Annotated in this window: 24 protein-coding genes and 2 pseudogenes; 10 read left to right on the top strand and 16 right to left on the bottom strand. The window is 70.6% G+C overall.

The features are described from left to right. Positions 1–35: 35 nt before the first annotated feature. Positions 36–263 (top strand): annotated as a pseudogene (locus tag BT364_RS42765) (MarR family transcriptional regulator); the annotation flags it as partial. 108 nt (positions 264–371) lie between these two features. Here the strand turns inward: BT364_RS42765 and BT364_RS12105 are convergent. From BT364_RS12105 to BT364_RS12095, 3 genes are all read right to left on the bottom strand, one after another. Continuing rightward, the gene (locus BT364_RS12105) at positions 372–770 is read right to left on the bottom strand and encodes a DUF6221 family protein (RefSeq protein ID WP_072485158.1); all 399 of its coding nucleotides are present in this window, start codon (positions 768–770) and stop codon (positions 372–374) included. Between the two features lie 428 nt (positions 771–1,198). Then, positions 1,199–2,020, bottom strand: a complete 822-nt coding sequence (gene pssA, locus BT364_RS12100; protein ID WP_072485157.1) for a CDP-diacylglycerol--serine O-phosphatidyltransferase — start codon at positions 2,018–2,020, stop codon at positions 1,199–1,201. Positions 2,021–2,042: 22 nt separating this feature from the next. Then, positions 2,043–2,690, bottom strand: a complete 648-nt coding sequence (locus BT364_RS12095; RefSeq protein WP_072485156.1) for a phosphatidylserine decarboxylase — start codon at positions 2,688–2,690, stop codon at positions 2,043–2,045. A gap of 2 nt (positions 2,691–2,692) precedes the next feature. On the opposite strand from BT364_RS12095, the gene BT364_RS41455 reads away from it, so the two are divergent. Continuing rightward, a complete protein-coding gene (locus BT364_RS41455) occupies positions 2,693–2,836 on the top strand; it encodes a hypothetical protein (protein ID WP_177328096.1) in 144 nt (47 codons plus the stop codon). Positions 2,837–2,871: 35 nt separating this feature from the next. Here BT364_RS41455 and BT364_RS12090 read toward each other — a convergent pair whose 3' ends face one another. The 8 genes from BT364_RS12090 to BT364_RS12055 all read right to left on the bottom strand — a co-directional run bounded on the left by BT364_RS12090 (position 2,872) and on the right by BT364_RS12055 (position 12,885). Next, positions 2,872–4,077: an acyl-CoA dehydrogenase family protein gene (locus BT364_RS12090; protein ID WP_072485155.1), complete on the bottom strand. Its 1,206-nt coding sequence runs from the start codon at positions 4,075–4,077 to the stop codon at positions 2,872–2,874. Positions 4,078–4,079: 2 nt separating this feature from the next. Continuing rightward, the gene (locus BT364_RS12085) at positions 4,080–4,607 is read right to left on the bottom strand and encodes a MaoC family dehydratase (protein WP_072485154.1); all 528 of its coding nucleotides are present in this window, start codon (positions 4,605–4,607) and stop codon (positions 4,080–4,082) included. Between the two features lie 2 nt (positions 4,608–4,609). Continuing rightward, complete coding sequence (locus BT364_RS12080; protein ID WP_072485153.1) at positions 4,610–5,572, bottom strand: HpcH/HpaI aldolase/citrate lyase family protein; 963 nt, start codon at positions 5,570–5,572, stop codon at positions 4,610–4,612. Beyond that, positions 5,569–7,581, bottom strand: coding sequence for a protein meaA (locus tag BT364_RS12075; RefSeq protein ID WP_072485152.1), 2,013 nt, complete (start codon positions 7,579–7,581; stop codon positions 5,569–5,571). The genes BT364_RS12080 and BT364_RS12075 overlap by 4 nt, the downstream gene beginning before the upstream one ends. Position 7,582: 1 nt before the next feature. Beyond that, a complete protein-coding gene (ccrA, locus tag BT364_RS12070; RefSeq protein ID WP_072485151.1) occupies positions 7,583–8,956 on the bottom strand; it encodes a crotonyl-CoA carboxylase/reductase in 1,374 nt (457 codons plus the stop codon). A gap of 370 nt (positions 8,957–9,326) precedes the next feature. Next, positions 9,327–10,121, bottom strand: a complete 795-nt coding sequence (locus tag BT364_RS12065; RefSeq protein WP_072485150.1) for a GNAT family N-acetyltransferase — start codon at positions 10,119–10,121, stop codon at positions 9,327–9,329. Positions 10,122–10,196: 75 nt separating this feature from the next. Continuing rightward, a complete protein-coding gene (locus tag BT364_RS12060) occupies positions 10,197–11,012 on the bottom strand; it encodes a TetR family transcriptional regulator (RefSeq protein WP_072485255.1) in 816 nt (271 codons plus the stop codon). 91 nt (positions 11,013–11,103) lie between these two features. Then, positions 11,104–12,885, bottom strand: a complete 1,782-nt coding sequence (locus BT364_RS12055) for a 3-hydroxyacyl-CoA dehydrogenase family protein (protein ID WP_072485149.1) — start codon at positions 12,883–12,885, stop codon at positions 11,104–11,106. Between the two features lie 359 nt (positions 12,886–13,244). On the opposite strand from BT364_RS12055, the gene BT364_RS12050 reads away from it, so the two are divergent. After that, positions 13,245–13,826 carry an adenylosuccinate lyase gene (locus BT364_RS12050; protein ID WP_072485148.1) on the top strand — a complete coding sequence of 194 codons (582 nt, stop codon included), beginning with the start codon at positions 13,245–13,247 and terminating at the stop codon, positions 13,824–13,826. 16 nt (positions 13,827–13,842) lie between these two features. On the opposite strand, the gene BT364_RS12045 is transcribed toward BT364_RS12050, so the two are convergent. From BT364_RS12045 to BT364_RS42760, 3 genes are all read right to left on the bottom strand, one after another. After that, positions 13,843–14,400, bottom strand: a complete 558-nt coding sequence (locus BT364_RS12045) for a GNAT family N-acetyltransferase (RefSeq protein ID WP_107408209.1) — start codon at positions 14,398–14,400, stop codon at positions 13,843–13,845. 56 nt (positions 14,401–14,456) lie between these two features. Further along, positions 14,457–16,061, bottom strand: a complete 1,605-nt coding sequence (locus tag BT364_RS12040) for an alpha/beta hydrolase (protein ID WP_072485146.1) — start codon at positions 16,059–16,061, stop codon at positions 14,457–14,459. A gap of 152 nt (positions 16,062–16,213) precedes the next feature. Then, entirely contained in the window at positions 16,214–16,345 is a 132-nt protein-coding gene (locus tag BT364_RS42760) for a hypothetical protein (protein ID WP_256259713.1), read from the bottom strand. A gap of 149 nt (positions 16,346–16,494) precedes the next feature. On the opposite strand from BT364_RS42760, the gene BT364_RS12035 reads away from it, so the two are divergent. The 3 genes from BT364_RS12035 to BT364_RS44125 all read left to right on the top strand — a co-directional run bounded on the left by BT364_RS12035 (position 16,495) and on the right by BT364_RS44125 (position 19,990). Beyond that, positions 16,495–16,938 carry an SRPBCC family protein gene (locus BT364_RS12035; protein WP_072485145.1) on the top strand — a complete coding sequence of 148 codons (444 nt, stop codon included), beginning with the start codon at positions 16,495–16,497 and terminating at the stop codon, positions 16,936–16,938. 188 nt (positions 16,939–17,126) lie between these two features. Beyond that, positions 17,127–19,589: an MFS transporter gene (locus tag BT364_RS12030; RefSeq protein WP_072485144.1), complete on the top strand. Its 2,463-nt coding sequence runs from the start codon at positions 17,127–17,129 to the stop codon at positions 19,587–19,589. A gap of 242 nt (positions 19,590–19,831) precedes the next feature. After that, a complete protein-coding gene (locus BT364_RS44125) occupies positions 19,832–19,990 on the top strand; it encodes a hypothetical protein (protein WP_371268579.1) in 159 nt (52 codons plus the stop codon). A gap of 48 nt (positions 19,991–20,038) precedes the next feature. Here the strand turns inward: BT364_RS44125 and BT364_RS12025 are convergent, their stop codons facing one another. Continuing rightward, positions 20,039–21,079, bottom strand: coding sequence for an aldo/keto reductase (locus BT364_RS12025; protein WP_072485143.1), 1,041 nt, complete (start codon positions 21,077–21,079; stop codon positions 20,039–20,041). Positions 21,080–21,210: 131 nt separating this feature from the next. Between BT364_RS12025 and BT364_RS12020 the strand changes: the two genes are divergently transcribed. After that, the gene (locus tag BT364_RS12020) at positions 21,211–21,813 is read left to right on the top strand and encodes a TetR/AcrR family transcriptional regulator (protein WP_072485142.1); all 603 of its coding nucleotides are present in this window, start codon (positions 21,211–21,213) and stop codon (positions 21,811–21,813) included. Positions 21,814–21,873: 60 nt separating this feature from the next. Then, positions 21,874–21,990: pseudogene (locus tag BT364_RS12015) on the top strand (mycothiol transferase); the annotation flags it as partial. A gap of 31 nt (positions 21,991–22,021) precedes the next feature. Here BT364_RS12015 and BT364_RS12010 read toward each other — a convergent pair. After that, positions 22,022–23,458, bottom strand: a complete 1,437-nt coding sequence (locus BT364_RS12010) for an amidase (protein ID WP_072485254.1) — start codon at positions 23,456–23,458, stop codon at positions 22,022–22,024. Between the two features lie 47 nt (positions 23,459–23,505). Here BT364_RS12010 and BT364_RS12005 point away from each other — a divergent pair, with 47 nt between their 5' ends. Then, on the top strand, positions 23,506–24,156 hold the full coding sequence (locus BT364_RS12005) for a TetR/AcrR family transcriptional regulator (protein WP_072485140.1): 651 nt from the start codon (positions 23,506–23,508) through the stop codon (positions 24,154–24,156). Beyond that, positions 24,153–25,061 carry an alpha/beta fold hydrolase gene (locus BT364_RS12000; RefSeq protein WP_079179414.1) on the top strand — a complete coding sequence of 303 codons (909 nt, stop codon included), beginning with the start codon at positions 24,153–24,155 and terminating at the stop codon, positions 25,059–25,061. Before BT364_RS12005 ends, BT364_RS12000 begins: the two co-directional genes overlap by 4 nt. Positions 25,062–25,088 lie beyond the last annotated feature (27 nt).

The raw sequence follows: 25,088 nt of genomic DNA, 5'->3' as shown, positions 1-25,088 counted from the left end.
CATGGGCACGGAGGCCCGTGCTGTGCGGTCGGGCGGTCTCCCAGCTCACCGAGCAGGGGCTCCTGGAGCGTCGTCAGGACACCGGCGACAAGCGGATCGCGCATTTGCACCCGACCCCCAGGGCCCGGCGTGAGCTGGCCGAGGTCCGGCACCTGGAGGGCGCGCACATCGCCCAGGCCCTCTGTTCCCTCACCGAGGGAGAGCTGGGCGCGCTCGGTGAGGCCGTCGGCGCGCTGACGTCGCTCACGCGCCATCTGCGCCCCGCACCCGCCGCCGAGCAGAGCCCGCGCTCCCCTCGTCCGGGATGCCCGCCGGGCTCAGGGCCGCGGTCGGTGCCCACACGGGCGGGCACCGACCACCGCACCGGGCCGCTACTGGATGAACCGGGGGAGCCACCTGGCCCGGTACCCGGGGTGGCCGGCGTGTTCAGCGGCCAGCTGCCGTACGGCGAACCCCAGCCCCACGGCCCGGCCGGACCCGAAGTCGTACTCGGGCCGGTCGGTGTCCAGATGGGCGATCTCCGCGTACTCGTTGAGGAGCACCCTGCTCGTCTCGATACGGCGCAGGGTGCGCGCGGGGTCCTGGAGGGCGATGTGCTGGTCGATACCGAGATTGCGCACGCTGAACGCGATGGCCCCCGAACGGTCGTGGACCTCGCCGGGTACATCGGCCGGACACCGCCAGCTGTCGCCGCCCGCCGCCTGCGCGATGCGTTCCTCCTCGGCGAGGCGTTCCCGAACGAAGCCGATCATGTCCGAGTTGTCTGTCATCGGGGTTCCGAGTCCTTCGTCATCATGGTCTCCGTCGGTCCAAAGCCGTTACGCGGTCGGCGAGTTGGCCACGAGCGGTGGACCCTGGTCCAGGTGCGGCAGCCTGTGCAACGATCCCCTCCTCGAAAGGGACCGGCGCACGGCCGGCCGGTCCGCGGCCGCCGGCCGGGAGCCGGCCGTGGACACGATCCAGGACGTGTCCGCAGACGGCGCTGTCTCATGGACCGGGCTCAAGAGCACCCAGTGTCGTGGACCGTACCGGAGCAGATCAAGCTCACGACGCCGCACCGGACGGAGATCGTGCGGGAGCCCGGAACCGGACACCTGCGCCCTGACCCGGTGGCCCGTTCCCTGATCGCGGCCGCCGTACGCGGAAGGACCCGGGTGCTGGGGAGCACCCGGGTCCTTCTCATGTGTCCTGCGTACCGCTACGGCAGCTGTGCCGTCCGTGCCTCGCGCCGGTTGTCGCGGAAGGTGTTCACCCGCCGGGCGGTCGCGAAGAGCGGGATGACCGCTCCCAGGACCACCTGAAGCGCACAGCCGGTCTGGAGGAGCAGCTGACCGCCGGGGGCGTCGAACGCCCACGCGGCGAGGAGTCCCATCGCGGCCACGATCCAGCTGAGCATCGCCACCGCGAGGACGCCCCGCGGCTTCGGGTACTCGACCCGGCTGACCATCAGCCACGCCACCCCGACGATCGCGAGCAGCGTCGGCACGAAGGGCAGCTCCAGGAGCACGATCGAGACGACCGTGAGCGCTCCGAAGGGGCTCGGCATGCCCTGGAACATGCCGTCCTTCATGGTCACGCACGAGAATCTCGCAAGCCTGAGCACCACCGCCAGCAGCACCACGATCGCCGCCAGCGCCGACACCCGCTGGTGCGCGTCGTCCGCGACCATGCCGTAGACCAGGACGAAGTACGCCGGGGCGAGCCCGAAGCTGATCAGGTCCGAGAGGTTGTCCAGCTCGGCACCCATCGGCGAGGAGCGCAGCTTGCGTGCCACGAGCCCGTCGAAGAGGTCGAAGACCGCCGCCAGGAGCATCAGGATCACGGCGGTGGCCGCGGAGTGCCGGGCCATGCCGCTCTCGTCGCTGCCCGTGAGGTGCGGGATGAGGATTCCGGTGGTGGTGAAGTACACCGCCATGAATCCGCACGTGGCGTTACCGAGAGTGAGGGTGTCCGCTATCGACAGCCGCAGAGAGAGCGGCATGTCCTCGCCGGTGTCCTCCTCGGACTCCGACTCGGGCACCCAGCCTGCTTGTGCATCAGGATCAATCACGGTCAATTCGAGTCACCCCCGCGGTGGTGGCCTGGCCGACCTCGACCGCGACATCGACACCTTCCGGAAGGTAGATGTCGACCCGCGAGCCGAAGCGGATCAGACCGATGCGCTCGCCCTGCTCCACCTTCGTGCCCTGCGGGATGTACGGGACGATGCGCCGGGCGACCGCACCCGCGATCTGCACCATCTCGATGTCGCCGAGCTCGGTGTCGAAGTGCCAGACAACGCGCTCGTTGTTCTCGCTCTCCTTGTTGAATGCCGGAACGAACCCACCGGGGATGTGCTCGACCGAGGTCACCGTGCCGGCCAGGGGCGCACGGTTGACGTGGACATTCAGCGGGCTCATGAAGATCGCGACGCGGGTGCGTCCGTCCTTCCACGGCATGATGCTCTGCACCACGCCGTCGGCCGGCGAAATGACCCGGCCCTGGGTGATCTCGCGCTCGGGGTCGCGGAAGAACCACAGCATGCCCGCCGCGAGCGCGGTGGTGGGCACGGCGACCGCGGCCCAGCGTCCGGACCTGCGGGCCCGGGTGAGGCTGAGCGCCGCGGTGGCGACGGTCGGGAGGAGCCACGGCGAAGCTCCGCGCGCAAGGCGGACCCCGCCGCGTGGTGCAGAGGTTTGGCTGTCGGGCATGGATGACCTTCGTAGCGGATGATGCCGCGCTGGCAACGGGGGACGGCGGCTTTTCCGGCGATGCTATCGGTTGCGAGCAACAACTGGGCAAGCCAGCAGTCGAGTCGGACGGCTTGAAGGCACCGGCCGAGGATGACAGGGTGTGATCTTCTTCGCGGCTAAATCGCCTCGAAAGGGACAATCACCCCTGGAACCGGTACTCCTCGAGGAGTCGGCGCCCGATGATCATTTTCTGGATCTCGGCGGTACCTTCGCCGATCAGCAGCATCGGGGCCTCCCGGTAGAGGCGCTCGATCTCGTACTCCTTGGAGAAGCCGTAACCGCCGTGGATGCGGAAGGCGTCCTCGACGACTTCCTTGCAGTATTCGGAGGCGAGGTACTTCGCCATCCCTGCCTCCAGGTCGTTTCGTTCCCCGGAGTCCTTTTTGCGTGCCGCATTTACCATCATCGCATGGGCGGCTTCGACCTTGGTGGCCATTTCGGCCAGCTTGAACTGGATCGCCTGGTGCTGGGCGATCGGCTTTCCGAAGGTCTGGCGCTGCTGGGCGTAGGAAACGCCCAGCTCGAATGCACGCTGTGCGACGCCGCAGCCACGCGCGGCCACATTTACCCGGCCGACCTCGACTCCGTCCATCATTTGGTAAAACCCTCGGCCGGTCGTGCCGCCCAGCACCCGATTGGCCGGAATTCGTAGTCCGTCCATGATGAGTTCGGTCGTATCGACGCCCTTGTAACCCATTTTGTCGATCTTGCCGGGAATGGTGAGACCGGGTCGGACCTCGCCGAAACCGGGCTCCTTCTCGACCAGGAATGTGGTCATCGACTTGTGCGGGGCGGTGCCCTCGGGGTGGCCTTCGTCACTCCGGCACAGAACGGCGACGAGCGAGGACGTGCCACCGTTCGTCAGCCACATCTTCTGGCCGTTGAGGACGTACTCCTCGCCGTCCCTGACGCCCTTGGAGGTGATCGCCGAGACGTCCGAGCCCAGCGCCGGCTCGGACATCGAGAACGCGCCCCGGACCTCGCCCAGCGCCATGCGCGGCAGGAACGTGTCCTTCTGCTCCTGGGTGCCGTGCTGCTTGAGCATGTACGCCACGATGAAGTGCGTATTGATGATTCCCGACACGCTCATCCAGCCGCGGGCGATTTCCTCCACGCACAGCGCGTATGTGAGAAGCGACTCACCCAGACCCCCGTACTCCTCGGGGATCATCAGCCCGAACAGGCCGAGCTCCTTGAGCCCCTCGACGATCTCGGTGGGGTACTCGTCACGGTGCTCCAGCTGGGTCGCGACCGGAATGATCTCCTTGTCGACGAAATCCCGGACCGTGGAGAGGATTTCCTGCTGGACGTCGTTGAGACCGGCGGTCTGGGCGAGTCGCGTCATGGCTACTTCTCCGCGTTCTTCTGGGAAGGCTGGTTCAGCTCGGGGCGGCCGGGCTGCTCGCCGCCGCGCTCCTTGATGTAGGTCTCGGTGGGGACCATCACCTTGCGGCGGAACACGCAGACCAGCGTGGAGTCCTGCTTGTACCCCCTGGTCTCCACATAAACGATTCCGCGGTCGTTCTTGGACTTTGACGGAGTCTTGTCCAGAACCGTCGTCTCGCCGTAGATCGTGTCGCCGTGGAAGGTCGGGGCGACATGCTTCAGCGACTCGACCTCCAGATTGGCGATCGCCTTTCCGGAGACGTCCGGGACGGACATTCCGAGCAGCAGCGAGTAGATGTAGTTGCCGACGACAACGTTCTTTCCGAAATCGGTCGTCCGCTCCGCATAGTTGCTGTCCATGTGCAACGGGTGATGATTCATGGTCAGCAGGCAGAAGAGGTGGTCGTCGTACTCGGTGACCGTCTTGCCGGGCCAGTGCTTGTAGACCGCACCGACCTCGAACTCCTCATATGTGCGTCCGAACTGCATGATCAGGCCTCCGGGGCTTCGAACTTGGAGGTGCGCTGCATGCCGGCCGCGCGGCCCTTGCCCGCGATGACGAGGGCCATCTTGCGGCTCGCTTCGTCGATCATCTCGTCGCCGAGCATCGCCGAGCCCTTCTTGCCGCCCTCCTCCGAGGTGCACCACTCGTACGCGTCGAGGATCAGCTCCGCGTGGTCGTAGTCCTCCTGCGAGGGCGAGAACACCTCATTGGCCGCGTCCACCTGGCCCGGGTGCAGCACCCACTTGCCGTCGAAGCCCAGCGCCGCCGCCCGGCCCGCGACCTCGCGGTACGCGTCCACGTCACGGATCTGCAGGAAGGGACCGTCGATCGCCTGGAGGTCGTGCGTACGGGCCGCCATCAGAATGCGCATCAGGATGTAGTGGTACGCGTCCGCGCCGTACCCGGGCGGCTGCTGACCGACGACCAGGGTCTTCATGTTGATCGACGCCATGAAGTCGGCCGGGCCGAAGATCAGAGTCTCCAGGCGGGGCGAGGCGGCGGCGATGTCGTCGATGTTCACCAGGCCCTTGGCGTTCTCGATCTGCGCCTCGATGCCGATCCTGCCGACCTCGAAGCCCATCGTCTTCTCGATCTGGGTGAGCAGCAGATCGAGGGCGACGACCTGCTGGGCGTCCTGGACCTTGGGCAGCATGATGCAGTCGAGGTTCTGGCCGGCGCCCTCGACGACCGTGATGACATCGCGGTACGTCCAGTGCGTGGTCCAGTCGTTGACCCGCACGACCCGGGTCTTGCCCGTCCAGTCACCGTTGTTCAGCGCGTCGACGATGGTGTGCCGGGCGCCCTCCTTGGCGAGCGGCGCACAGGCGTCCTCCAGGTCGAGGAAGACCTGGTCGGCGGCCAGGCCCTGGGCCTTCTCCAGGAACCGCGGGTTCGAGCCGGGCACTGCCAGGCACGAACGGCGCGGACGCAGGCGGTTGACGGCAGTCATGCGGGGACCTCCAGGGGGTCGAGCTTGTTCGCTTTCCGGATCTCGTCGACGATACGGCCGATGATCTCCGTGATACCGAAATCCTTCGGGGTGAATACGGCGGCGACACCGGCCCCGATCAGGGCCGACGCGTCGGCGGGCGGAATGATCCCGCCCGCGATGACCGGGATGTCGGCGGCGCCCGCCTCGCGCAGCCGGGTGAGCACGTCCGGTACGAGTTCGGCGTGCGAGCCGGACAGGATCGACAGACCGACGCAGTGCACGTCCTCGGCGAGGGCGGCCGAGACGATCTGTTCGGGGGTCAGCCTGATCCCCTGGTAGACGACCTCGAAGCCGGCGTCCCGGGCCCGTACGGCGATCTGCTCGGCGCCGTTGGAGTGCCCGTCCAGGCCCGGCTTGCCGACCAGCAGCCGCAGCCGTCCGGCACCCAGGTCGGCCGCGGTGCGGGCAACCTTCTCGCGGACCAGGGCCAGCGGGGTGCCCGCCTCGGCGGTCACCGCGACCGGGGCGGACGAGACGCCCGTCGGGGCCCGGAACTCGCCGAAGACATCGCGCAGCGCCCAGGACCACTCGCCGGTGGTGACACCCGCGCGGGCGCACTCCACGGTCGCTTCCATCATGTTGTCGGTGCCCGCGGCGGCCTTCTTCAGCGCCGCCAGCGCCTCCGTGGCGCGGGCCTCGTCGCGGTTGTCGCGCCAGTCGTGCAGGGCGGCGACGACCCGGGCCTCATTGGCGGGGTCGACCGTCATGATCGCCCCGTCGAGGTCCGCGGTGAGCGGGTTCGGCTCCGTCGTCTCGTAGATGTTGACGCCGACGATCCGCTCCTCGCCACCCTCGATCCGGGCCCGGCGGGCGGCGTGCGAGGCGACCAGCTCGGACTTCAGATAGCCGGACTCCACGGCCGCCATGGCGCCGCCCATCTGCTCGATCCGGTCGATCTCGGCGAGCGACTCGGCGACCAGTTCGTCCACCTTGGCCTCGATGACGTGGGACCCGGCGAAGATGTCCTCGTACTCCAGCAGATCGCTCTCGTGCGCGAGCACCTGCTGGATACGGAGCGACCACTGCTGGTCCCAGGGCCGGGGGAGCCCCAGCGCCTCGTTCCAGGCCGGCAGCTGGACGGCGCGGGCGCGGGCGTCCTTGGAGAGCGTGACGGCCAGCATCTCCAGGACGATGCGCTGGACGTTGTTCTCCGGCTGCGCTTCGGTCAGCCCGAGGGAGTTGACCTGGACGCCGTAGCGGAAGCGGCGCTGCTTGGCGTCGGTGATGCCGTACCGCTCGCGGGTGACCCGGTCCCAGATGCGGCCGAAGGCGCGCATCTTGCACATCTCCTCGATGAAGCGGACGCCCGCGTTCACGAAGAAGGAGATGCGGGCGACGACATCGCCGAACTTCTCTTCGGGAACCTGTCCCGAGTCACGGACGGCGTCGAGCACGGCGATCGCCGTCGACATGGCGTACGCGATCTCCTGGACCGGAGTGGCCCCCGCCTCCTGCAGGTGGTAGCTGCAGATGTTGATCGGGTTCCACTTCGGGATGCGGTTGACCGTGTACGTGATCATGTCGGTGGTCAGCCGCAGCGAGGGACCGGGCGGGAAGACGTGCGTCCCGCGCGAGAGGTACTCCTTGACGATGTCGTTCTGCGTGGTGCCCTGGAGCCTGGTGGGATCGGCGCCCTGTTCCTCCGCGACCACCTGGTAGAGCGCCAGCAGCCACATCGCGGTGGCGTTGATCGTCATCGAGGTGTTCATCTGCTCCAGGGGGATGTCCTGGAACAGCCGGCGCATGTCACCGAGGTGCGACACCGGCACGCCGACCCGGCCGACCTCGCCGCGGGCGAGGATGTGGTCGGGGTCGTACCCGGTCTGCGTCGGCAGGTCGAAGGCGACCGACAGGCCGGTCTGGCCCTTGGCGAGGTTGCGCCGGTAGAGCTCGTTGGACGCCTCGGCGGTCGAGTGACCGGCATACGTCCGCATGAGCCACGGGCGGTCCTTCTGACGCCCACTCATGTCAGGCGTCCCGGCTGTGCTTGTCGGTCCGTTCCGCTGACGCGTCACGGAACAGGTTGATGGCGTCGATGTGCTGCTCGCGCAGTTCCTCGTCGCGTATGCCCAGCCCCTCGCGCGGCGCCAGCGCCAGCACGCCGACCTTGCCCTGGTGGAGGTTGCGGTGGACGTCGTACGCGGCCTGGCCGGTCTCCTCCAGGGAGTAGACCTTCGACAGCGTGGGGTGGATCCTGCCCTTGGCGACCAGCCGGTTGGCCTCCCACGCCTCGCGGTAGTTGGCGAAGTGCGAGCCCACGATCCTCTTCAGCGACATCCACAGATAGCGGTTGTCGTACTCGTGGTTGTAGCCGGAGGTGGAGGCACAGGTGACGATCGTGCCGCCCTTGCGGGTCACGTACACCGAGGCGCCGAAGGTCTCGCGGCCCGGGTGCTCGAAGACGATGTCCACGTCCTCGCCGCCGGTGAGTTCACGGATGCGCTTGCCGAACCGCTTCCACTCGCGCGGGTCCTGGTTGTGCTCGTCCTTCCAGAACTTGTAGCCCTCGGCGGTGCGGTCGATGATCGCCTCGGCGCCCATCTTCCGGCAGATGTCGGCCTTCTGCTCGCTGGAGACGACGCAGATCGGGTTGGCGCCGCCGGCCAGGGCGAACTGCGTGGCGTACGAGCCGAGTCCTCCGCTGGCACCCCAGATCAGCACGTTGTCGCCCTGCTTCATGCCCGCGCCGTTGCGCGAGACGAGCTGGCGGTACGCGGTGGAGTTGACCAGGCCCGGGGCCGCGGCCTCCTCCCAGCTGAGGTGCTGCGGCTTCGGCATCAGCTGGTTGGACTTGACGAGCGCGATCTCGGCCAGGCCGCCGAAGTTGGTCTCGAAGCCCCAGATGCGCTGCTCGGGGTCGAGCATCGTGTCGTTGTGGCCGTCCGAGGACTCCAGTTCGACCGAGAGGCAGTGTGCGACGACCTCGTCGCCGGGGTGCCAGGCGTTGACGCCGGGACCGGTGCGCAGGACGACGCCCGCCAGGTCCGAGCCGATGACGTGGTACGGCAGGTCGTGGCGCTTGGTGAGCTCGCTGAGCTTTCCGTAGCGCTCCAGGAAGCCGAAGGTGGCCATCGGCTCGAAGATCGAGGTCCAGACCGAGTTGTAGTTCACCGAGCTCGCCATGACGGCGACCAGGGCCTCGCCCGGCCCGAGTTCGGGCACCGGGACCTCGTCGAGGTGCAGCGACTTGCGGGGGTCCTTGTCGCGAGTGGCGAGCCCGTGGAACATCTCGGTCTCGTCCTTGTGCACGGTCACCGCGCGGTACGACTCAGGAATGGACAGGGCCGCGAAGTCTGCGGCTGTGCTGTCCGGCGATTGGATCGCGTCCAGGATTTCCTTCACGGTGTGCCTCCGGCGGATGGGGGCGCTGCGGGATCGCTTGAGAGTCCCTGCGAGCAAGAGGGGAGCGGTGTGGTGTGGAGGTGGTGCCGTCGGTTCGGCTGTCAAAGCTTCGGCTTGCTCTGTGGAGCAGAAGGGTTCGCCTGTGACGCAGGCGTCCGGGCGCGCAGGCAAATCGCTTGCGGGGACAGCCGGCGTACGTGAGATCTCGGCACGCCGGCCGCCCGGACAACTTCAACGTATGGCACTCCGTGACACCTGGCAAGGCACTCGGTGCCAACAATTTCTCTCACTTGTCACCCGCCGGGCACCGATGAGCGGCGTGGGGGGTGTTTCACGGGGATATGCCCTGGAAATAACCGCGAATGATCGATCAGCGCGACCGGTACACATAGGGGGTCGTGGTGCTCAGGGCCACGAATCCGAGCCGCCGGAGGATCGGGCTGCTCATCTCGGAGGCATCGACCTGAAGGTGGCGGTAGCCGCGCTCCGCCGCGATCCGGGCGCGGAAGGCCACCAGGGCCCGGTAGACGCCCTTCCCGCGCCACGCCTCGACCGTTCCGCCGCCCCAGAGCCCCGCGAAGCCCGTGCCCGGGTACAGCTCCATCCGGGCCGAGCTCACCGGCTCGTCGCCCACCATGGCGAGGACGCCGACGAAGCCGTCCGGGTCCTCGGCCAGCCTGGCCAGCACCTGATGGCGCAGCCGCGACCAGTCCGAGCCGAACGCCCGCTCATGGGCACGGGCCATCAGCTCCACGTCGTCCGCGTCCCGCACGGTGCGCAGCCGCACACCGTCGGGCAGCTCCACCACCGTCGAGAGCTCCTCGACCGGGGCGACCAGCAGGGTCTCCGGCTCCTCCGCCTCGAAACCGGCGTCCAGGAGCCGGTGCGCCAGACCGGCCGGCCGGTCGTGCGCGTACAGCTTCCACTCGAACTCGCCGTGCCCGAGCGCCGCGTAGTGCGCCACCTGGGCCGCGATCACCGCGTCCGCCCGCGCGGGGTCCAGGTCCGGGGCCGACCAGACGATGCCGTTCCAGTCGTCGGCCGCGCCGACCTGCCGTACGACGTCGCCGGTGCGCTCGACCCGGACGCCGGGGCCGTCGGGGCGGGCGTGCTCGCGCATCTCGCGGTCGAAGAGGGCCAGCAGCGCTTCGTGGTCATGATTCATCCGCCCACCACAGCACCGGCATGGGGGCGCGGCAACCACGTTTCGGCGGGGGCGTGCCGGCCGGCACGCCCCCGGTCAGCGGTCCTGGAGCGCCTGCTGGATCGTCCGCATCACTTCGTCGAGCGGCGCGTCCGTCCGCGCCACGGCGACCAGCACCTCGCCCTGGGACGACACCGAGGCGGCCGGCTGCTTCGCGGGCTCGGCGCCGACGGCGCGGCCGGCCCCGATGCCGGTCCCGAAGGTGTCACGGACGATCGCGAAGGCATGGTCGAGCTGCGCCTCCACATCGCCCTCGCCGCCCGCCCGCAGCCAGCGGCGCAGCACATGGTTGTGCGCGGTGACGACGGCGGACGCCGCGACCTCCGCCAGCAGCGGGTCGTCGTTGCCGACATGGTGGTCGCGCTCGTCGAAGTGGCCCAGCAGATAGCGGGTGAACAGCCGCTCGTAGCGGGCCACCGAGGCGATCTCCGCCTCGCGCAGGGTGGGGACCTCGCGGGTCAGTTTGTAACGGGCCACGGAGACCGCGGGCTTCGCCGCGTACATCTTCATGACTTCCTTGATGCCGCGGCAGACGGTGTCGAGGGGGTGCTCGTGCGCCGGTGCGGCATTGAGGACGGCCTCGGCCCTGACGAGGGTGTCGTCGTGGTCCGGGAAGATCGCCTCTTCCTTGGAGCGGAAGTGGCGGAAGAAGGTTCGCCGGGCGACTCCGGCGGCACCCGCGATCTCGTCGACCGTCGTCGCCTCGTATCCCTTCGTGGCGAAGAGTTCCATCGCCGCGGCGGCCAGTTCACGGCGCATTTTGAGCCGTTGGGCGGCGGCGCGCGTGCCTGCGGCACTTTCCTGGGTGTCGGGCGCGGCGGAGACACGGGGGGACCTGGCGGGCTGGGACATGGTGTGAACGTACTGCATCAGGTCGGGGGAGTGCGCCCGCGGGGGCGGGCCGCCCGACGGATCGAGCAGCCCGCCCCAACCGGCACCTCTCTCAGCGCCGGGCATATTCGCGGAAGCCGCGCCCCGTCTTGCGGCCGAGGCAGCCGGCGGCCACCAGATGTTCGAGCAGTGGGGCCGGGGCCAGGCCCGGGTCGCGGAACTCGCCGTGCAGCACCTTCTCGATGGCCAGCGAGACATCGAGCCCGACGACGTCGAGCAACTCGAACGGGCCCATCGGGTAGCCGCCGCCCAGCTTCATCGCGGCGTCGATGTCGTCGAGCGTCGCGTAGTGCTCCCCGACCATCTTGATCGCGTTGTTGAGGTACGGGAACAGCAGCGCGTTCACGATGAAACCGGCCCGGTCCCCGCAGTCCACCGGGTGCTTTCGGACCCTGCCGCACACCTCGCGGACGGTGGCGTGGACGTCGTCGGCGGTGAGCACCGTACGGACCACCTCGACCAGCTTCATCGCCGGCGCCGGGTTGAAGAAGTGCATCCCGATCACGTCCTGCGGGCGCGCCGTGGCCCGCGCGATCGCCACGACCGGCAGCGACGAGGTGGTGGTGGCGAGGACGGCACCCGGCTTGCAGACCTTGTCCAGGGTCCCGAACAGCTGCTGCTTGACCGCCAGGTCCTCGGCGACGGCCTCCACCGCGAGATCGACATCGGCGAAGGCGTCCAGCGAACCGGCCGCGGTGATCCGGGCCAGGGCCCCGTCCCGCGCCTCGGCGGTCAGCCGCCCCTTGGCGACGGAGCGCTCCAGCGACTTGGCGATCCGGCCCTTCGCGGTGTCCGCCTTCTCCTGGCCGCGGGCGGCGAGCACCACGTCGTACCCGGCCTTGGCGAAGACCTCGGCGATCCCCGAGGCCATCGTCCCGGAACCCGCGACACCCACCGAACGCACCGTCCGCCCGGCCACCGCCGACCCGCCGTCCCCCGGGGCCGACGCGTCCGGCACCACGGTCTGGCTGCCGGCCTCCTCGTACGTGTAGAAGCCGCGGCCCGACTTGCGGCCGGTCAGCCCCGCCTCGCTCAGCTGCCGGAGCACCGGGGCCGGGGCGTGCAGCCGGTCGTGAGACTCGGCGTACATGGCCTCCAGGACGGTGCGGGCGGTGTCGATCCCGATCAGGTCGAGCAGGGCGAGCGGGCCCATCGGCAGGCCGCAGCCGAGCTTCATCGCCGCGTCGATGTCATCCCGGGAGGCGTAGTTGGCCTCGTACATCGCGGCGGCCTGGTTGAGGTACCCGAACAGCAGCCCGTCGGCGACGAAGCCCGGCCGGTCGCCGACCGCGACCGGTTCCTTGCCCAGGCTGCGGGCGAGCGCGGTGACGGCCTCGACGGCCGGCGGCGCGGTCAGCACCGAGGAGACCACCTCGACCAGCTTCATCGCCGGTGCCGGGTTGAAGAAGTGCAGACCGAGCACGCGCTCGGGGCGCAGCGATTCGGCGGCCAGCCGGGTCACCGACAGGGCGTTGGTGCCGGTCGCCAGGATCGCGGTGGGGGAGACGATCCCGTCGAGCTCCCGGAAGACCTGCTGCTTGATCTCGTACGACTCGGGCACGACCTCGATGACCAGCTCCGCCTCCGCGGCGGCCCGGAGGTCGGCGAAGGTACGGAACCGGGCGAGGACGTCGCCCCGCTCCTCCTCGGTGATCCGCTCGCGCCGCACGGCGCGGGCGGTCGAGGCCTCCAGGGCGGCGACGGCCTGCCGGGCGGCCGCGTCGCTGATGTCGATGCCGATGACCTCGTGGCCGGCGCGGGCCAGGACCTCGGCGATGCCGGTGCCCATGGTGCCGAGACCGACGACGGCAATGGTGCTGAGCGGGGTGTCCATCACGGGACTCCAGAGAATGAGTGACGACTGTGAGGAGGCACGGCGCGCGCTGAGAGGGAGAACCGGCGCGACACGTGCGGGAATTGCGTGTCGTGGTACTCGGGGCCGGGGCGTGATGAGCACGCCAGGACCCGGAAAGGGCGACGGACTCTGTCCCGGAGTCACGTCTGGCAAAACTGCCGAACCGACAAGCACTCCGGGTGGCTGCGTCACCAGGCCACCGGAGCAAGCGGGGATTGTGTCCCGCTCACATGAGATTAACTGCCCGGTAACGAGCGCGCCAGCCCCCCGTCGCTGTGCGCCGGGCCACATTCCCCCGCCCCTCGATACGTTCGGTCCTCGCCGATACGCTGACGGTCATGGATGAGGAGTTCCGGTCGCTGGCGGACCGGCTTGCTGACGAGGCCGACGCGGCGGGGGAGTCGGCGGCGTACCGCGCACTGCTCGCCACCGAGGACGGGGAGGAACTGGCCCGCGTCCTGGTGGAACGCGAACGCCCGCTCTGGGCCCGCGAGATGGCAGCCTTCCGGCTCGGCTGCGACGGGGACCGGCGGGCCTTCGAGGCGCTGGTCCTGCTGCTCAACCACCGCGACCCGGAGCGCTGCGTCTGTGCCGCCCACGCCCTGGTGCGCCTCGGCGACCCCCGCACCCCCCGGGCCGCCGCGGCGCTGGCGACCAACGCCCTGCGCACCGCGTACGCCCTGCACCCGGTGCGGCTGCTCACCGCGCTTCGGGCCCCGGAGTCCGTACCGGCGCTGATGAGCACCCTGGAACGGCTGCTCGCCCCGGGCGACCCGCACTGGCGGGTGGCGCTCGCCTGTGTGGAGGGGCTCGGGCAGCTGGGGGACGAGCGGGCCCGCCCGCTCCTGGCGGCCGCTCTGCCGCACCCCAGGCTCGGAGGCGCGGCCCGTGACGCGCTCGGCCGGCTGGACACGGCCTGAGGAAGCGCCCGGCCCGTCAGGCGGCGGGACCGCCGAGGGAGCGTACGTACCGCACCTCGGGCACCAGCGCGCCGTCCGCCTCGAAGGACTCCTCGGCGCCGTCGGGACAGAAGCCCGCGCGCTCGTAGAAGCGGCGGGCCCGGGCGTTCTCCTTCAGCACCCACAGCGCCAGGTCCGGGAAGCCGTCCGCCGCGGCGCGGGCGAGCACCTCCGCCGTCAGGGCGCGGCCCGCCCCGGTCCCGATCTGCTCGGGCGTCACATAGAGCGCGTACAGCTCGCCCCGCGCCGGCGGCCTGCCGTTCTCCCGGTACGGGCCGTAGCAGGCCCAGCCGATCACCCCGAGTCCCGGCCGTTCGGCCACCACGTTCACGATCGTGCTGCCCCCGGTGAAGGACGCGCGGCGCCGCTCCGCGTCCTCGGCGACGGTGAGGTCCATGTCGTCCAGGTAGGACCGCGACACCAGTCCCGCGTACGCCGCCTGCCAGCCGCGCACCCGGAGCCGAGTGACCGCCTCGCAGTCGTCGACGGTCATGTCCCGGACATGTATCCCGGTGGGTGTGGTCCGTGTCGTCATACGGGCCATCCTGGCGCATCCGCCAGGACAGCCCGTATGCGAGGCGGGCCGGGACGTCAGCCGCGGAAGCCGAGCAGCCCGTGCAGGACGGCGCCCCTGCTGCCGGAGGCCGCCCGCCGCGCCGACTTCGCGGCCGCCTCACCGGTCAGCGGCTGCGGGTCGGCGGACTTGGCGCACACCGCGTCCGCGTCGGCCAGGCTGCCCTTGCCGCGCGGGACGGTGCCCTTGGCGAGATAGTCCGCCAGGTAGGTGTCCAGGCAGTCGTTGCCGCTCAGCGTGATGCCGTGGTTGCCGCCGCCCTGCTCGACGACCAGGCTGGAGCCGCGCAGCCTGCGGTGCAGGGTGACGCCGCCCTCGTACGGTGTGGCCGCGTCGTCGGTGGCCTGGAAGAGCAGCACCGGCGGGAGCGCGCTGTTGGAGACGCGCACCGGATTGAGCGGCTCCACCGGCCAGTCGGCGCACGGGGCGTTGTACCAGTTGTTGTTCCAGGTGAAGAAGGGCGCCTTGGCGTGCACCCGGCGGCTGTCGCCGCGCCAGGTGTTCCACTGCCGGGGCCACTGGGCGTCGCGGCACTGCACGGCCGTGTAGACCGAGTACCCGTTGTCGCCCTCGGCGTCGACGGCGCCGAACCTCTTGTACGCCTTCACCAGCGCGTTCTGGTCGCCGTCGTTGGCGTACGCGGCGAACGCCTCGGCCAGATACGGCCAGTACCCGTTGTAGTAGCCGCCCGGCAGGAAGGCGTCCTCCAGCTCGCTCGGGCCGACCTTCCCGCCCGCGGGGTGTGCCTTGACGGCCGCACGCATCGCGTACCAGGCACTCTCGACCTCCGCCGGGTCGGTGCCGAGCCGGTACGTGGAGTCGTGCTTCGCCACCCAGGCGGCGAACGCCTTGTGACGGGCGTCGAAGGCGTAGTCCTGGCCGATGTTGTCGTCGTACCAGACACCGTCCGGGTCGACGTTCGAGTCGAGGACGAAGCGCCGCACCCGCTCCGGGAACAGCTTGGCGTACACCGCGCCGAGGTAGGTGCCGTACGAGTACCCGAAGTAGTTGAGCTGCCGGGCGCCGGTGGCCCGGCGGATCACGTCGAGGTCCTTCGCGGCGCTGACCGTGTCCATGTGGGGCAGCAGATCCGGGTACTTGCGCCCGCACGCCTCGGCGAACGAACGGGCCCGGTTCCGGTTGGCCTGCTCGGTGCCGGGCGAGTCCGGCACCGAGTCGGGGCGCAGCGGATCGAAGTACTTCGGTACGCAGTCCAGCACCGGCCGGCTCCTGCCGACGCCACGCGGGTCGAAGCCGATCACGTCGTACTGGGCGGCGACCGCCTTCGGCAGCGAGGACGCCACGAATCCGGCCATGGTCAGGCCGCTGCCCCCCGGGCCGCCCGGGTTGACGAGCAGGGGGCCCTGGAAGGTCTTCGCGGTGTGCGGGATGCGGGACAGAGCGAGGATGATCCGCCGGCCCGACGGATCGTCATGATCGAGCGGGGCACTGACCGATGAGCACTGCAGCCGCGGATAGGACTTGGTGCCGCAGTCGGTCCATTCGAGCTTCGCGGCGGCGGGCCGCGCGCCGTTGTCGGCGGTCGCCGGGGACGGTGCGGCGGTCACCAGACCGGCGACCGTCGCACCTACGGCGAACAGAATTCCTGAACGTTTCGTCATATGGCCTCCCGTGGTGGGGGAAACACGGCTGCGCGTGGCGCAGCCCCCGCCGCATGCTCCCCGCATTTGCGCCAGGAAGGACCTGTTGTGTCAAGAGTTGACCCGTTTGCCCGCGTTGGTTCCGTCGGGACCTCAGTGAAGGTTCCGGCAGATCAGAGCAGGGTCAGCTGGGTGGGCCCGGGGCCGTCGAGCGGTGCCCGCTGCCCCTTCCGCACGGGGAGCCGCCGGGCCGCGCCGCTGTTCCCGGTCGTGGCGGGGTTCTCGGCCGGATCGTCCCAGCGCATGGACGCCTCCGCGGTAGCAGTGGACAGAGAATGGAATACTTGTTCCCTTGATCGTTTCCTCCCCTTCGTCCCGGACCGGATTTTGAGCGGCGTGCCGGAGGTGGTTGGCTCAGCACACCCCCGAACAACCGAGTGCTGGAGGAACAGCCATGGCGCAGGTCGAGGCCACGACAGAGCGAGTCATCGCGGCGGACGCGGAGACGGTGTTCGACGCGCTGGCCGACTACAAGGAGGTCCGGGGCAAGGTGCTGCCCGGACACTTCAGCGAGTACGAGGTGCGTGAGGGAGGTGACGGCGAGGGCACCCTTGTCCACTGGAAGCTCCAGGCCACCAGCAAGCGGGTGCGCGACTGCCTGCTGGAGGTCACCGAGCCCACCGACGGTCAGCTCGTGGAGAAGGACCGCAACTCCTCGATGGTCACCACCTGGACCGTCACCCCGGCCGGCGAGGGCAGGTCGAAGGCCGTCGTCTCGACCGTCTGGAACGGTGCCGGAGGCATCGGCGGATTCTTCGAGAGGACCTTCGCGCCCAAGGGGCTCGGCCGGATCTACGACGAGCTGCTGCAGAACCTCGCCGCCGAGGTCGAGAAGTAGCCTGCTCCGCTCTTGACCGGCCTCACCGGTTCGGGTGGTTTTCCCGGCCCGCCCGGTGGCGCGCCGTAGTGGCTCTCACCGGGGGCTAAGCCCCCCGATTGCGCCGTCAGCGCCCCCCGTCGCGTTTGCCCTCCCTTCTTTCGCAATGGCAGAAATGGGCGGCGCAGATGCGACGAGGGGAGCGGCACGTGGTGGGTGGGATCACTCTGTTGGAGGAGGAGCCGGGCGGCACGGGGACCGCCCGGGCGGCCGCCGCACCGCCCCCGTCACGCCCTGCCGAGGCGGAACCGGCACACGCCGGGGCCCCCGCCCCGCCCGGTGCACCGGAGACCAGCCCCCGCGGCATCCGGCTGATCTTCCTCGGGCTGATGCTCGCGCTGCTGCTCGCGGCGCTCGACCAGATGATCGTCGCCACCGCGCTGCCGAAGATCGTCGGCGAACTGCACGGCCTGGAGAAGATGTCCTGGGCCGTCACCGCGTATCTGCTCGCCTCCACGATCGGACTGCCGATCTACGGAAAGCTCGGCGACCTCTTCGGCCGCAAGGGCGTCTTCCAGTTCGCCATCGTCGTCTTCGTCATCGGCTCCGCGCTCGCCGGCTGGTCCCGCACCATGGACGAGCTGATCGCCTTCCGCGCCGTCCAGGGCGTCGGCGGTGGCGGGCTGATGATCGGGGTCCAGGCGATCATCGCGGATGTCGTGCCGCCCCGGGAACGCGGCCGGTTCATGGGGCTCATCGGCGCCGCGTTCGGCCTCGCGTCCGTGGCGGGCCCACTGCTCGGCGGCTTCTTCACCGACCACGCCTCCTGGCGCTGGTGCTTCTACATCAACGTCCCCTTCGGCCTGGTCACGCTCGCCGTCATCACCGTCGTACTGAAACTCCCCAGGCCCACCGTCCGGCCCCGCCTCGATGTCCTCGGCGCGCTGCTGCTCGCGGCCGCCTCCACCTGCCTGGTGCTGCTGACCAGTTGGGGCGGTACGGAGTACGCGTGGGGATCGCGCACCATCCTGGGGCTGGGGGCCGGAGCCGCCGGAACGGCTCTGCTGTTCCTGGTCGTCGAGCACCGGGCGGCCGAACCCATCATTCCGCTGCGGCTGTTCCGGGACTCGATCTTCAATGTCACCGCGCTCGTCGGAGCGGTCGTCGGGGTGGGACTGTTCGGCGCCGCCAGTTATCTGCCGACCTTCCTCCAGATGGTCGACGGCGCCACGGCCACCGAATCCGGGCTGCTGATGCTCCCGATGATGGGCGGCATCGTCATCGCGTCCGTCGTCTCCGGCCAGCTGATCTCCCGCACCGGCCGCTACCGCATCCACCCGATCGTCGGCGGCGCGGTCTCGACGGTCGGGATGTGGCTGCTCTCCCGCCTCGAAACCGACACCCCACGCTTCGAGTACAGCATCGCGCAGGCCGTGCTCGGCGTCGGGATCGGGCTGATCATGCCGGTGCTGGTGCTCGCCGTGCAGAACTCCGTCCAGCCCGCCGACATCGGCTCCGCCACCAGTGCCAACAACTACTTCCGGCAGATCGGCGGCAGCGTCGGTGCCGCCGTTTTCGGAACGCTCTTCGCCGGCCGCCTCGCTGACGCGCTCGCCGTCCGCCTGCCGTCCGGCGCCGACCTGCCCGACCCCGAGTCGATCACCCCGCAGCTGGTCCATGCGATGGAGCCCGCGCTGCGCGACAGTTATGTCCAGGCGTACGCCGACGCGATGCCGCGGATCTTCCTCTACCTCGTGCCGGTGCTCGCGCTCGGCCTGTTCTTCGCCTTCTTCCTCAAGGAGAAACCGCTGGTGTCCCACCACAGCCCCGAAAGCGCCGCCGAGTCCGTGATCGTGCCGGCCGCCCGTACCACCACGACCACCGAGGCCGCCGTGCCGCCGCCCGTCTACCTGTCGGGCGTGCCGGTGTGCGGCAGCGTCCAGCACCCCGACGGTACGAAGGTGCCGCGCGCCGCCCTCACCCTCATCGACGTCCAGGGCCAGCAGGTCGGACGGGGCGCGAGCGGCGACGACGGGCGGTACGCGCTGAGCGTGCCCGGCGCCGGTTCGTACGTCCTCATCGCCGCGGCCGGCGGACACCAGCCGCAGGCTGTCAGCGTCACCGTCGGCGAACGGCCCGTCGAGCTCGATGTGGTGCTCGGCGGAGCCGGGCGTCTGGCCGGGACCGTTCTGACCGCCGACGGCATCCCGGTGCGCGATGCCGCCGTCACCCTCACCGATGTCCGCGGTGAGGTCGTCGCGTCCACCCGCAGTGGCCGCGAAGGCGGCTATGTGATCACGGAGTTGGTGGCGGGCGAGTACACTCTCGCCGCCAGCGCCCCCGCCTTCCGGCCCGCCGCGCTGCCGGTGAGCGTGCAGGCGGCCAGGGAGACCCGGCAGGACATCGAACTCGCCGGCGGCGCGGTGCTGCGCGGCATCGTACGGGCGACCGGCGGCCGGCCCGTCGAGGATGCCCGGGTCACCCTCCTGGACGCGGCGGGCAATGTGGTCGACACACTCACCACCGGGCCCGACGGGGCCTTCCGGTTCGTGGACCTGTCCACCGGCGAGTACACGGTGATCGCGGCCGGATACCCGCCGGTGGCCACCGTCCTCCAGGTCGCGGGCGGCGGACGCACCGAACGAGACCTCCAACTGGGGCACGAGGACTGATCGTTGGTGAGGCGGCGGGTGGTCCGCCGGGCCGGCCCGCCGCCGGACCGCTCGGCGCGGCCCGCCGTCGCCGCGGCGGTCGCGGCGCTGGTGGGGGAGCGCGGACGGGCCTTCGTCGTCGAGCCGACCCCGGCCTCCAAGGATGTGCTCCAGCAGGTGGCGCAGGCCCGGACGGCCCACCGGAGAAGCTGCGCCGGGTCCTGGCCCACGGGCTCAAGCCCGCGAGCGCCACGGAGGAGGAGGTGCGGCGACTGCTCCAGGAGGCCGGCCTCACCACGCTGGCCGGCGGTGCGACCGCCCTGGCCCAGACCGAGTTCCTGCCCGACGGGACCCGCGTCGAGCTGCCGTCACGCTGGTCCGTGCTGGCGCTCGCGGAGCATCGGGACGGAGACCGGCGGTAGTGCGGTGATCCTGATTCCGGCCCGGCAGGGGAGGAAGGCCGCGGCCGGTCAGCGGGTGGGCCCGCGCCGTCGTGCCGCGGCGGCCAGGGCCGGCCTGCTGTAGTCGGTGTCCGAGGGGTTGAGGGTGACCCCGGGCGGGACGATCCCGTCGATCCGGTCCAGGATCTCGTCGTCGAGAACGAGCTCGGCGGCGGCGAGCTGGTCGGTCAGCTGGTCGACGGTGCGGGGCCCGAGGATCACCGAGGTGACCGCCGGATGGGTCGCCGCGAACGCCAGCGCCAGATGCGTCAGCGAGACACCCGCGTCCCGTGCCACGGCCAGCAGCTCCTCGACGGCGTCGACCTTGCGGCGGTTGCCGGGCAGTTCGAGGTCGAACTTGTGGGCCACCGCGCGGCGGAAGGCGTTCAGTTCGATCGGCTCGCCGTGGCGGAACCGCCCCGTGAGCCAGCCGCTGTTGAGCGGGCTCCAGGTCAGCACGCCGAGTCCGTACTTCTGCGCGGTGGGCAGTACGTCGGCCTCGATGCCGCGTACGAACAGCGAGTACGGCGGCTGCTCGGTGTGGAAGGGGATGTGGTTGCGCCGGTCGGCGGCCCACTGGGCCTCGACGAGCTGCTCGGCGGCGAAGTCCGATGTGCCGATGGCCATGATCTTGCCCGCGCGCACCAGGTCGGACAGTACGGACAGCGTCTCGTCGATGCCGGTGGCCGGGTCGGGGCGGTGTACCTGGTAGAGGTCGATGCGGTCGGTGCCCAGCCGCCGGAGGCTGTCCTCGACGGCCCGGGTAAGCCAGCGCCGGGAGTTGCCGCGCCGGTTCGGATCGCCGTCCCCCATCCGGACCGGGAAGTGGCCCTTGGTCGCGAGCACGACCTCGTCCCGTCGGCCGTGGACTGCCTTGCCGATGATCTCCTCGGCCTCGCCGCCGGAGTACTGGTCTGCGGTGTCGATGAAGTTGATCCCGCCGTCCAGCGCCGTGCGGATCAGCCGGATCGCGTCGTCGTGGTCGCTGTTCCCCCAGGCGCCCAGGCGCAGGGTGCCCAGCGCGAACTTGCTTACGGAGATGCCGGTGCGGCCGAGAATCCGGTGCTGCATGACTGCTCCCTGATGTCGTTTCCCCGTGGAGAGGCGCAGAGTTGCTACCTCTTCGACGCCGTGAAGGTATTACATGCAACATTGGTGTTGCAAGTAATGGCTTTGATGGGGTACTGATGTAGCGTTTCGTCATGACGGTGCAGAAGCAGCAGACGAAACGGCCTCTCCGGGCGGACAGCGAACGGACGGTGCGGGCCATCCTGGAAGCGGCCGAGCGCGTCCTGGCCGCCAACCCGGCGGCGACCATGGAGCAGCTCGCCCGGGCCGCCGGGGTCGCCCGGACCACCGTCCACCGCCGGTTCGCCACCCGTGAGGCGCTCCTGGACGAACTCACCGACTGGGCCGCCCGCCAGTTCGCCGAGGCCGTCGACGCCGCCCGCCCGGACGCGGCCCCGCCGCTCGTCGCCCTCTACCAGATCACCGCCAACGTCCTGCGCGTGAAGACCGACTGGTCCTTCGCCATGAACCGCCCGGTCGAGGACAGTCACCCCGAGGCGGCCCGTATGCACGCCGAGGTCCGGGCCACCTGTGTCCGGCTCTTCTGCCGCGCCCAGGAGGCGGGCGTGCTCCGCCCCGGCATCGACCTCGACTGGACCCGGCGCGTCTACTACGCCCTCATCCACGAGGCGGCCAAGGAGGGAGCGGGGGGCGAGGACATCGACGCACTGGCCACCCGCGTCGTGGACACCCTGCTGCGTGGCGCCGGGGCTCCGGGCGGACTCGCGGGAGCATGATCGGCCCCGGCGGAAATCAAGGGCGAAGCGGCCGATTCCCTTGATGTCACCGGGAGTTACGGCGACGAGGTGTTCTCGCTGCGTTACATCCTCACGCACATGATCGAGGAGTACGCGCGCCACAACGGCGAGGCGGACCTGCTCCGGGAGCGTATCGACGGCGCCACCGGCGAGTGACCGGACCGCGCCCGGAGCCCTGCGGTGGCGGTCAGGCCGGGTCCGCCGCCGGTGTCCGCGCCTCGGCCCGCTCGCTGTAGCGATGGGCCCATGGCAGGGCCTCCTCCAGCTGGGCCGATACGCCGAGCAGAAGATCCTCGCGGCCCCATCCGGCCGTGAGCGAGACCCCGAGCGGCAGGCCCTGCGAACTCCAGCCCAGCGGAAGGCTGATGGCCGGGAAGCCGGTGGCGTTCGCCAGGACGGTGTTGCCCGTGAACGCGGTCATCGCGGCCAGCTCCGCCGCCGGGTCCGCGTCGTTGCGGAGCCGGCCGACCGGCGTCGGCGGGGTCGTCACGGTCGGGGTGATCACCACGTCCGCGTCCGCGTAGTCGAGTGTCCAGGCGCGGGCACGGGCCTGCACGACACCGATCGAGGCGGCCAGCTCGGCCGAGGTGAACTCCTGTGAGCAGGACCGGAGATGACGGACGATCGGACGCAGGGGCGCCCCGTCGAACGCCATGGTCCTGGACCCGACCAGTGCCGTGAACATCACCCGGAAACCCTCGGTGAGCTCGGGGTCCGGAGCCTGGTCCCGGGCGAACACCTCATGGCCCAGCCCGGCCAGCGTACGGGCGGTGAGTTCGGCGGCTGCGGCGACCTCGGGATCCACCGAGGAGCCCGAGACCGATCCCTGGGCGAGCGCGATCCGGAGCCGTGGCACGGGTGCGTCGCAGGCCCGCTCGTAGCTGTAGACCCGGGGCGGATGCACGGTGCCGACGCCGGTACGGGTGGTCAGCGCGTCCAGGAACGCGGCGGTGTCGCGCACGGTGCGGGCCAGCGGGCCCCGTACCGAGAGCCCCATCCCGTCGTTGCCGGCCGGGCCCGCGGTGACGAGCCCACGGCTGGGCTTGAGCCCGACCACCCCGCAGGCGCTCGCGGGGGAACGCACCGAACCGGCGGTGTCGCTGCCCTGCGCGATCGGCACCAGCAGTGCGCCGACCGCCGCGGCCGCGCCACCACTGCTGCCGGCCGCGCTGCGAGTCGGGTCGAAGGGGCTGCGGGCCGGGGCGGACACCTCGGGCTCGGTGTAGCAGGCCGCCCCGAACTCGGGAACGGTGGTCTTGCCGAGGCTGATCAGCCCGGCGTCGGCCATGACCTCGACGATCTCGTCGTCGTGCCCGGGAATCCAGTCGCGGAACAGCGCGGAGCCCAGTGTGGTGCGCACCCCCGCGGTGGCCTCCAGGTCCTTGATCGCGGTGGGTACGCCGAACAGGCGCGGCAGCCCGGTGCGGTCCGAGGAGCGCAGAACACGTTCGGCTTCGGCCGCCGCGGCGCGGGCCGGGCCGGCCGACACGGTGGTGAACGCCCCCACCCGGTCGCCGTCCCCGATCCGGGCCAGCAGATGGTCCACCACCTCGGTCGGGCTCGTTTCACCGCGCTCGTAGGCGGCGGCCAGTTGAAGGGCGGTGAGGTCGTGCAACTCCGGCATGGGCGCTCCCATTGCTGTTTCGTTACGCGTATCGATATGGTGCGGTCATGGTGGTCGAGAAGGCAAGCACTCCCAAGAACGGCCGTCCCCGGGCGGTGACGCTCGACGCGATCCTGGACGCGGCGACCGAGCTGGCCGACGACCAGGGGCTCGATGCCGTGAGCTTCCGGGCGCTGGCCGACCGGCTGGGCGTGTCACCGATGGCGATCCACCGCACGACGGGCGGCGTCGATGCGCTCCAGCACGCGCTGGTGTCCCGGATCGTCGGCGAGGTGACCCGGTCGGTGGACTGGCCGGAGGACTGGCGCGGTATCGTCCGGCTCTTCGCGGACACCCTCCACGACCTGCTCATGCGGCACCCCGTCATCCTGGAGGCGCACCGCCGCGCCTCGCTCGTCGGGCCCGGCGCCGACGACGTCGCGTACCGGGTCGTGGCGGCGCTGCGCGGCGCGGGGCTCGACGAGGAGGCCGCCGCGTACGCGTACGGCACCCTGCACGACTTCGTCACCGGCCATGTGGCGATCCGCCTCGGCCGCGGCGATCTGGAACTGCACCATCTCCCGCCGGAACGACGGGCCGCGTCGGTCTTCGCGGACCACCACGACTACGACCGCCGGTTCTCCTTCGGCCTCGACCTCGTCATCGGCGGGATCGCCGCCGCTGCCGCCACCCCCGCATCCCACGAGGAGCAGAGATGACCCCCTCCCCGCAGGACCTGCCGAAGACGCCGGAGACGGAACGGCCCGAGACCGACCTGCCCGAGACGCACCGCCTGACGGCCCCGGGCGGGCGCCGCATCGCGTACTGCTCGTACGGCGACCCCGCCGCCCCGCCCGTGATCGTGCTCCACGGCACCCCCGGCAGCCGCTACGAGGGCCTCGCGCTGCGGCAGGCGGCGACGGACGCGGGCCTGCATCTGGTCTTCCCGGACCGCCCGGGCTACGGCGAGACCGATCCCGTACCCGGTCGCGGCTTCCACCGCTGGAACGACGACTTCGTGGCCCTGCTCGACCACCTGGGCCACGAGCGGGCCACGCTCGTGGCGATCTCGGGCGGCGGCGGGTACGCGCTCTCGGCGGTCCAGAAGCACCCCGGGCGGGTCACGCGGCTGATCCTCGCGTGCGCCGCCGTCCCCGGAGCGCCCCGCTCGGTGTACGCGCGCCGGATCCCGCTGGTCAAGTGGCTGAACCGGATCGTCGTCTGGGCCCCGGCGATCGCCCGGCCGATGCTCGCCGGGAAGGGGATCTTCAAGAAGACGAGGCGTGAGCCGAACCTCGATGCCTGGCCCCGCTCCGACCGGCTGATCATGAGCACCCCCGCCTTCCGGGCCCTGTCCGAGGTGGACACCGCCGAGGGCCAGCGCCAGGGCGTGGACGCGGCCATCACCGACCTCGCCGGCTACTCCCGCCCGCTGCCGGACCCGCTGGGCTCGGTCTCCGTGCCGACCCTCTTCCTGCACGGCGAGGCGGACGGCAACGTCCCCGTCGAGGTGGCGCGCTGGGCGCACGCGCAGATCCCCGGCGCCGAGCTGCGCACCGTCCCCGACGGCGGTCATCTGTTCCTGCTCGCGGACCCGGAGCCGCTCCTGCGGGAACTGGCCTGAGCGGTGGGCCCGGTGGTGTGAGGATGG

It is taken from the genome of Streptomyces atratus (assembly GCF_900119365.1).
Taxonomy (GTDB): Bacteria; Actinomycetota; Actinomycetes; order Streptomycetales; family Streptomycetaceae; genus Streptomyces; species Streptomyces atratus_B.
Note: the sequence above shows the minus strand (reverse complement) of the source record. Positions and strands in the feature narration are given on the sequence as shown.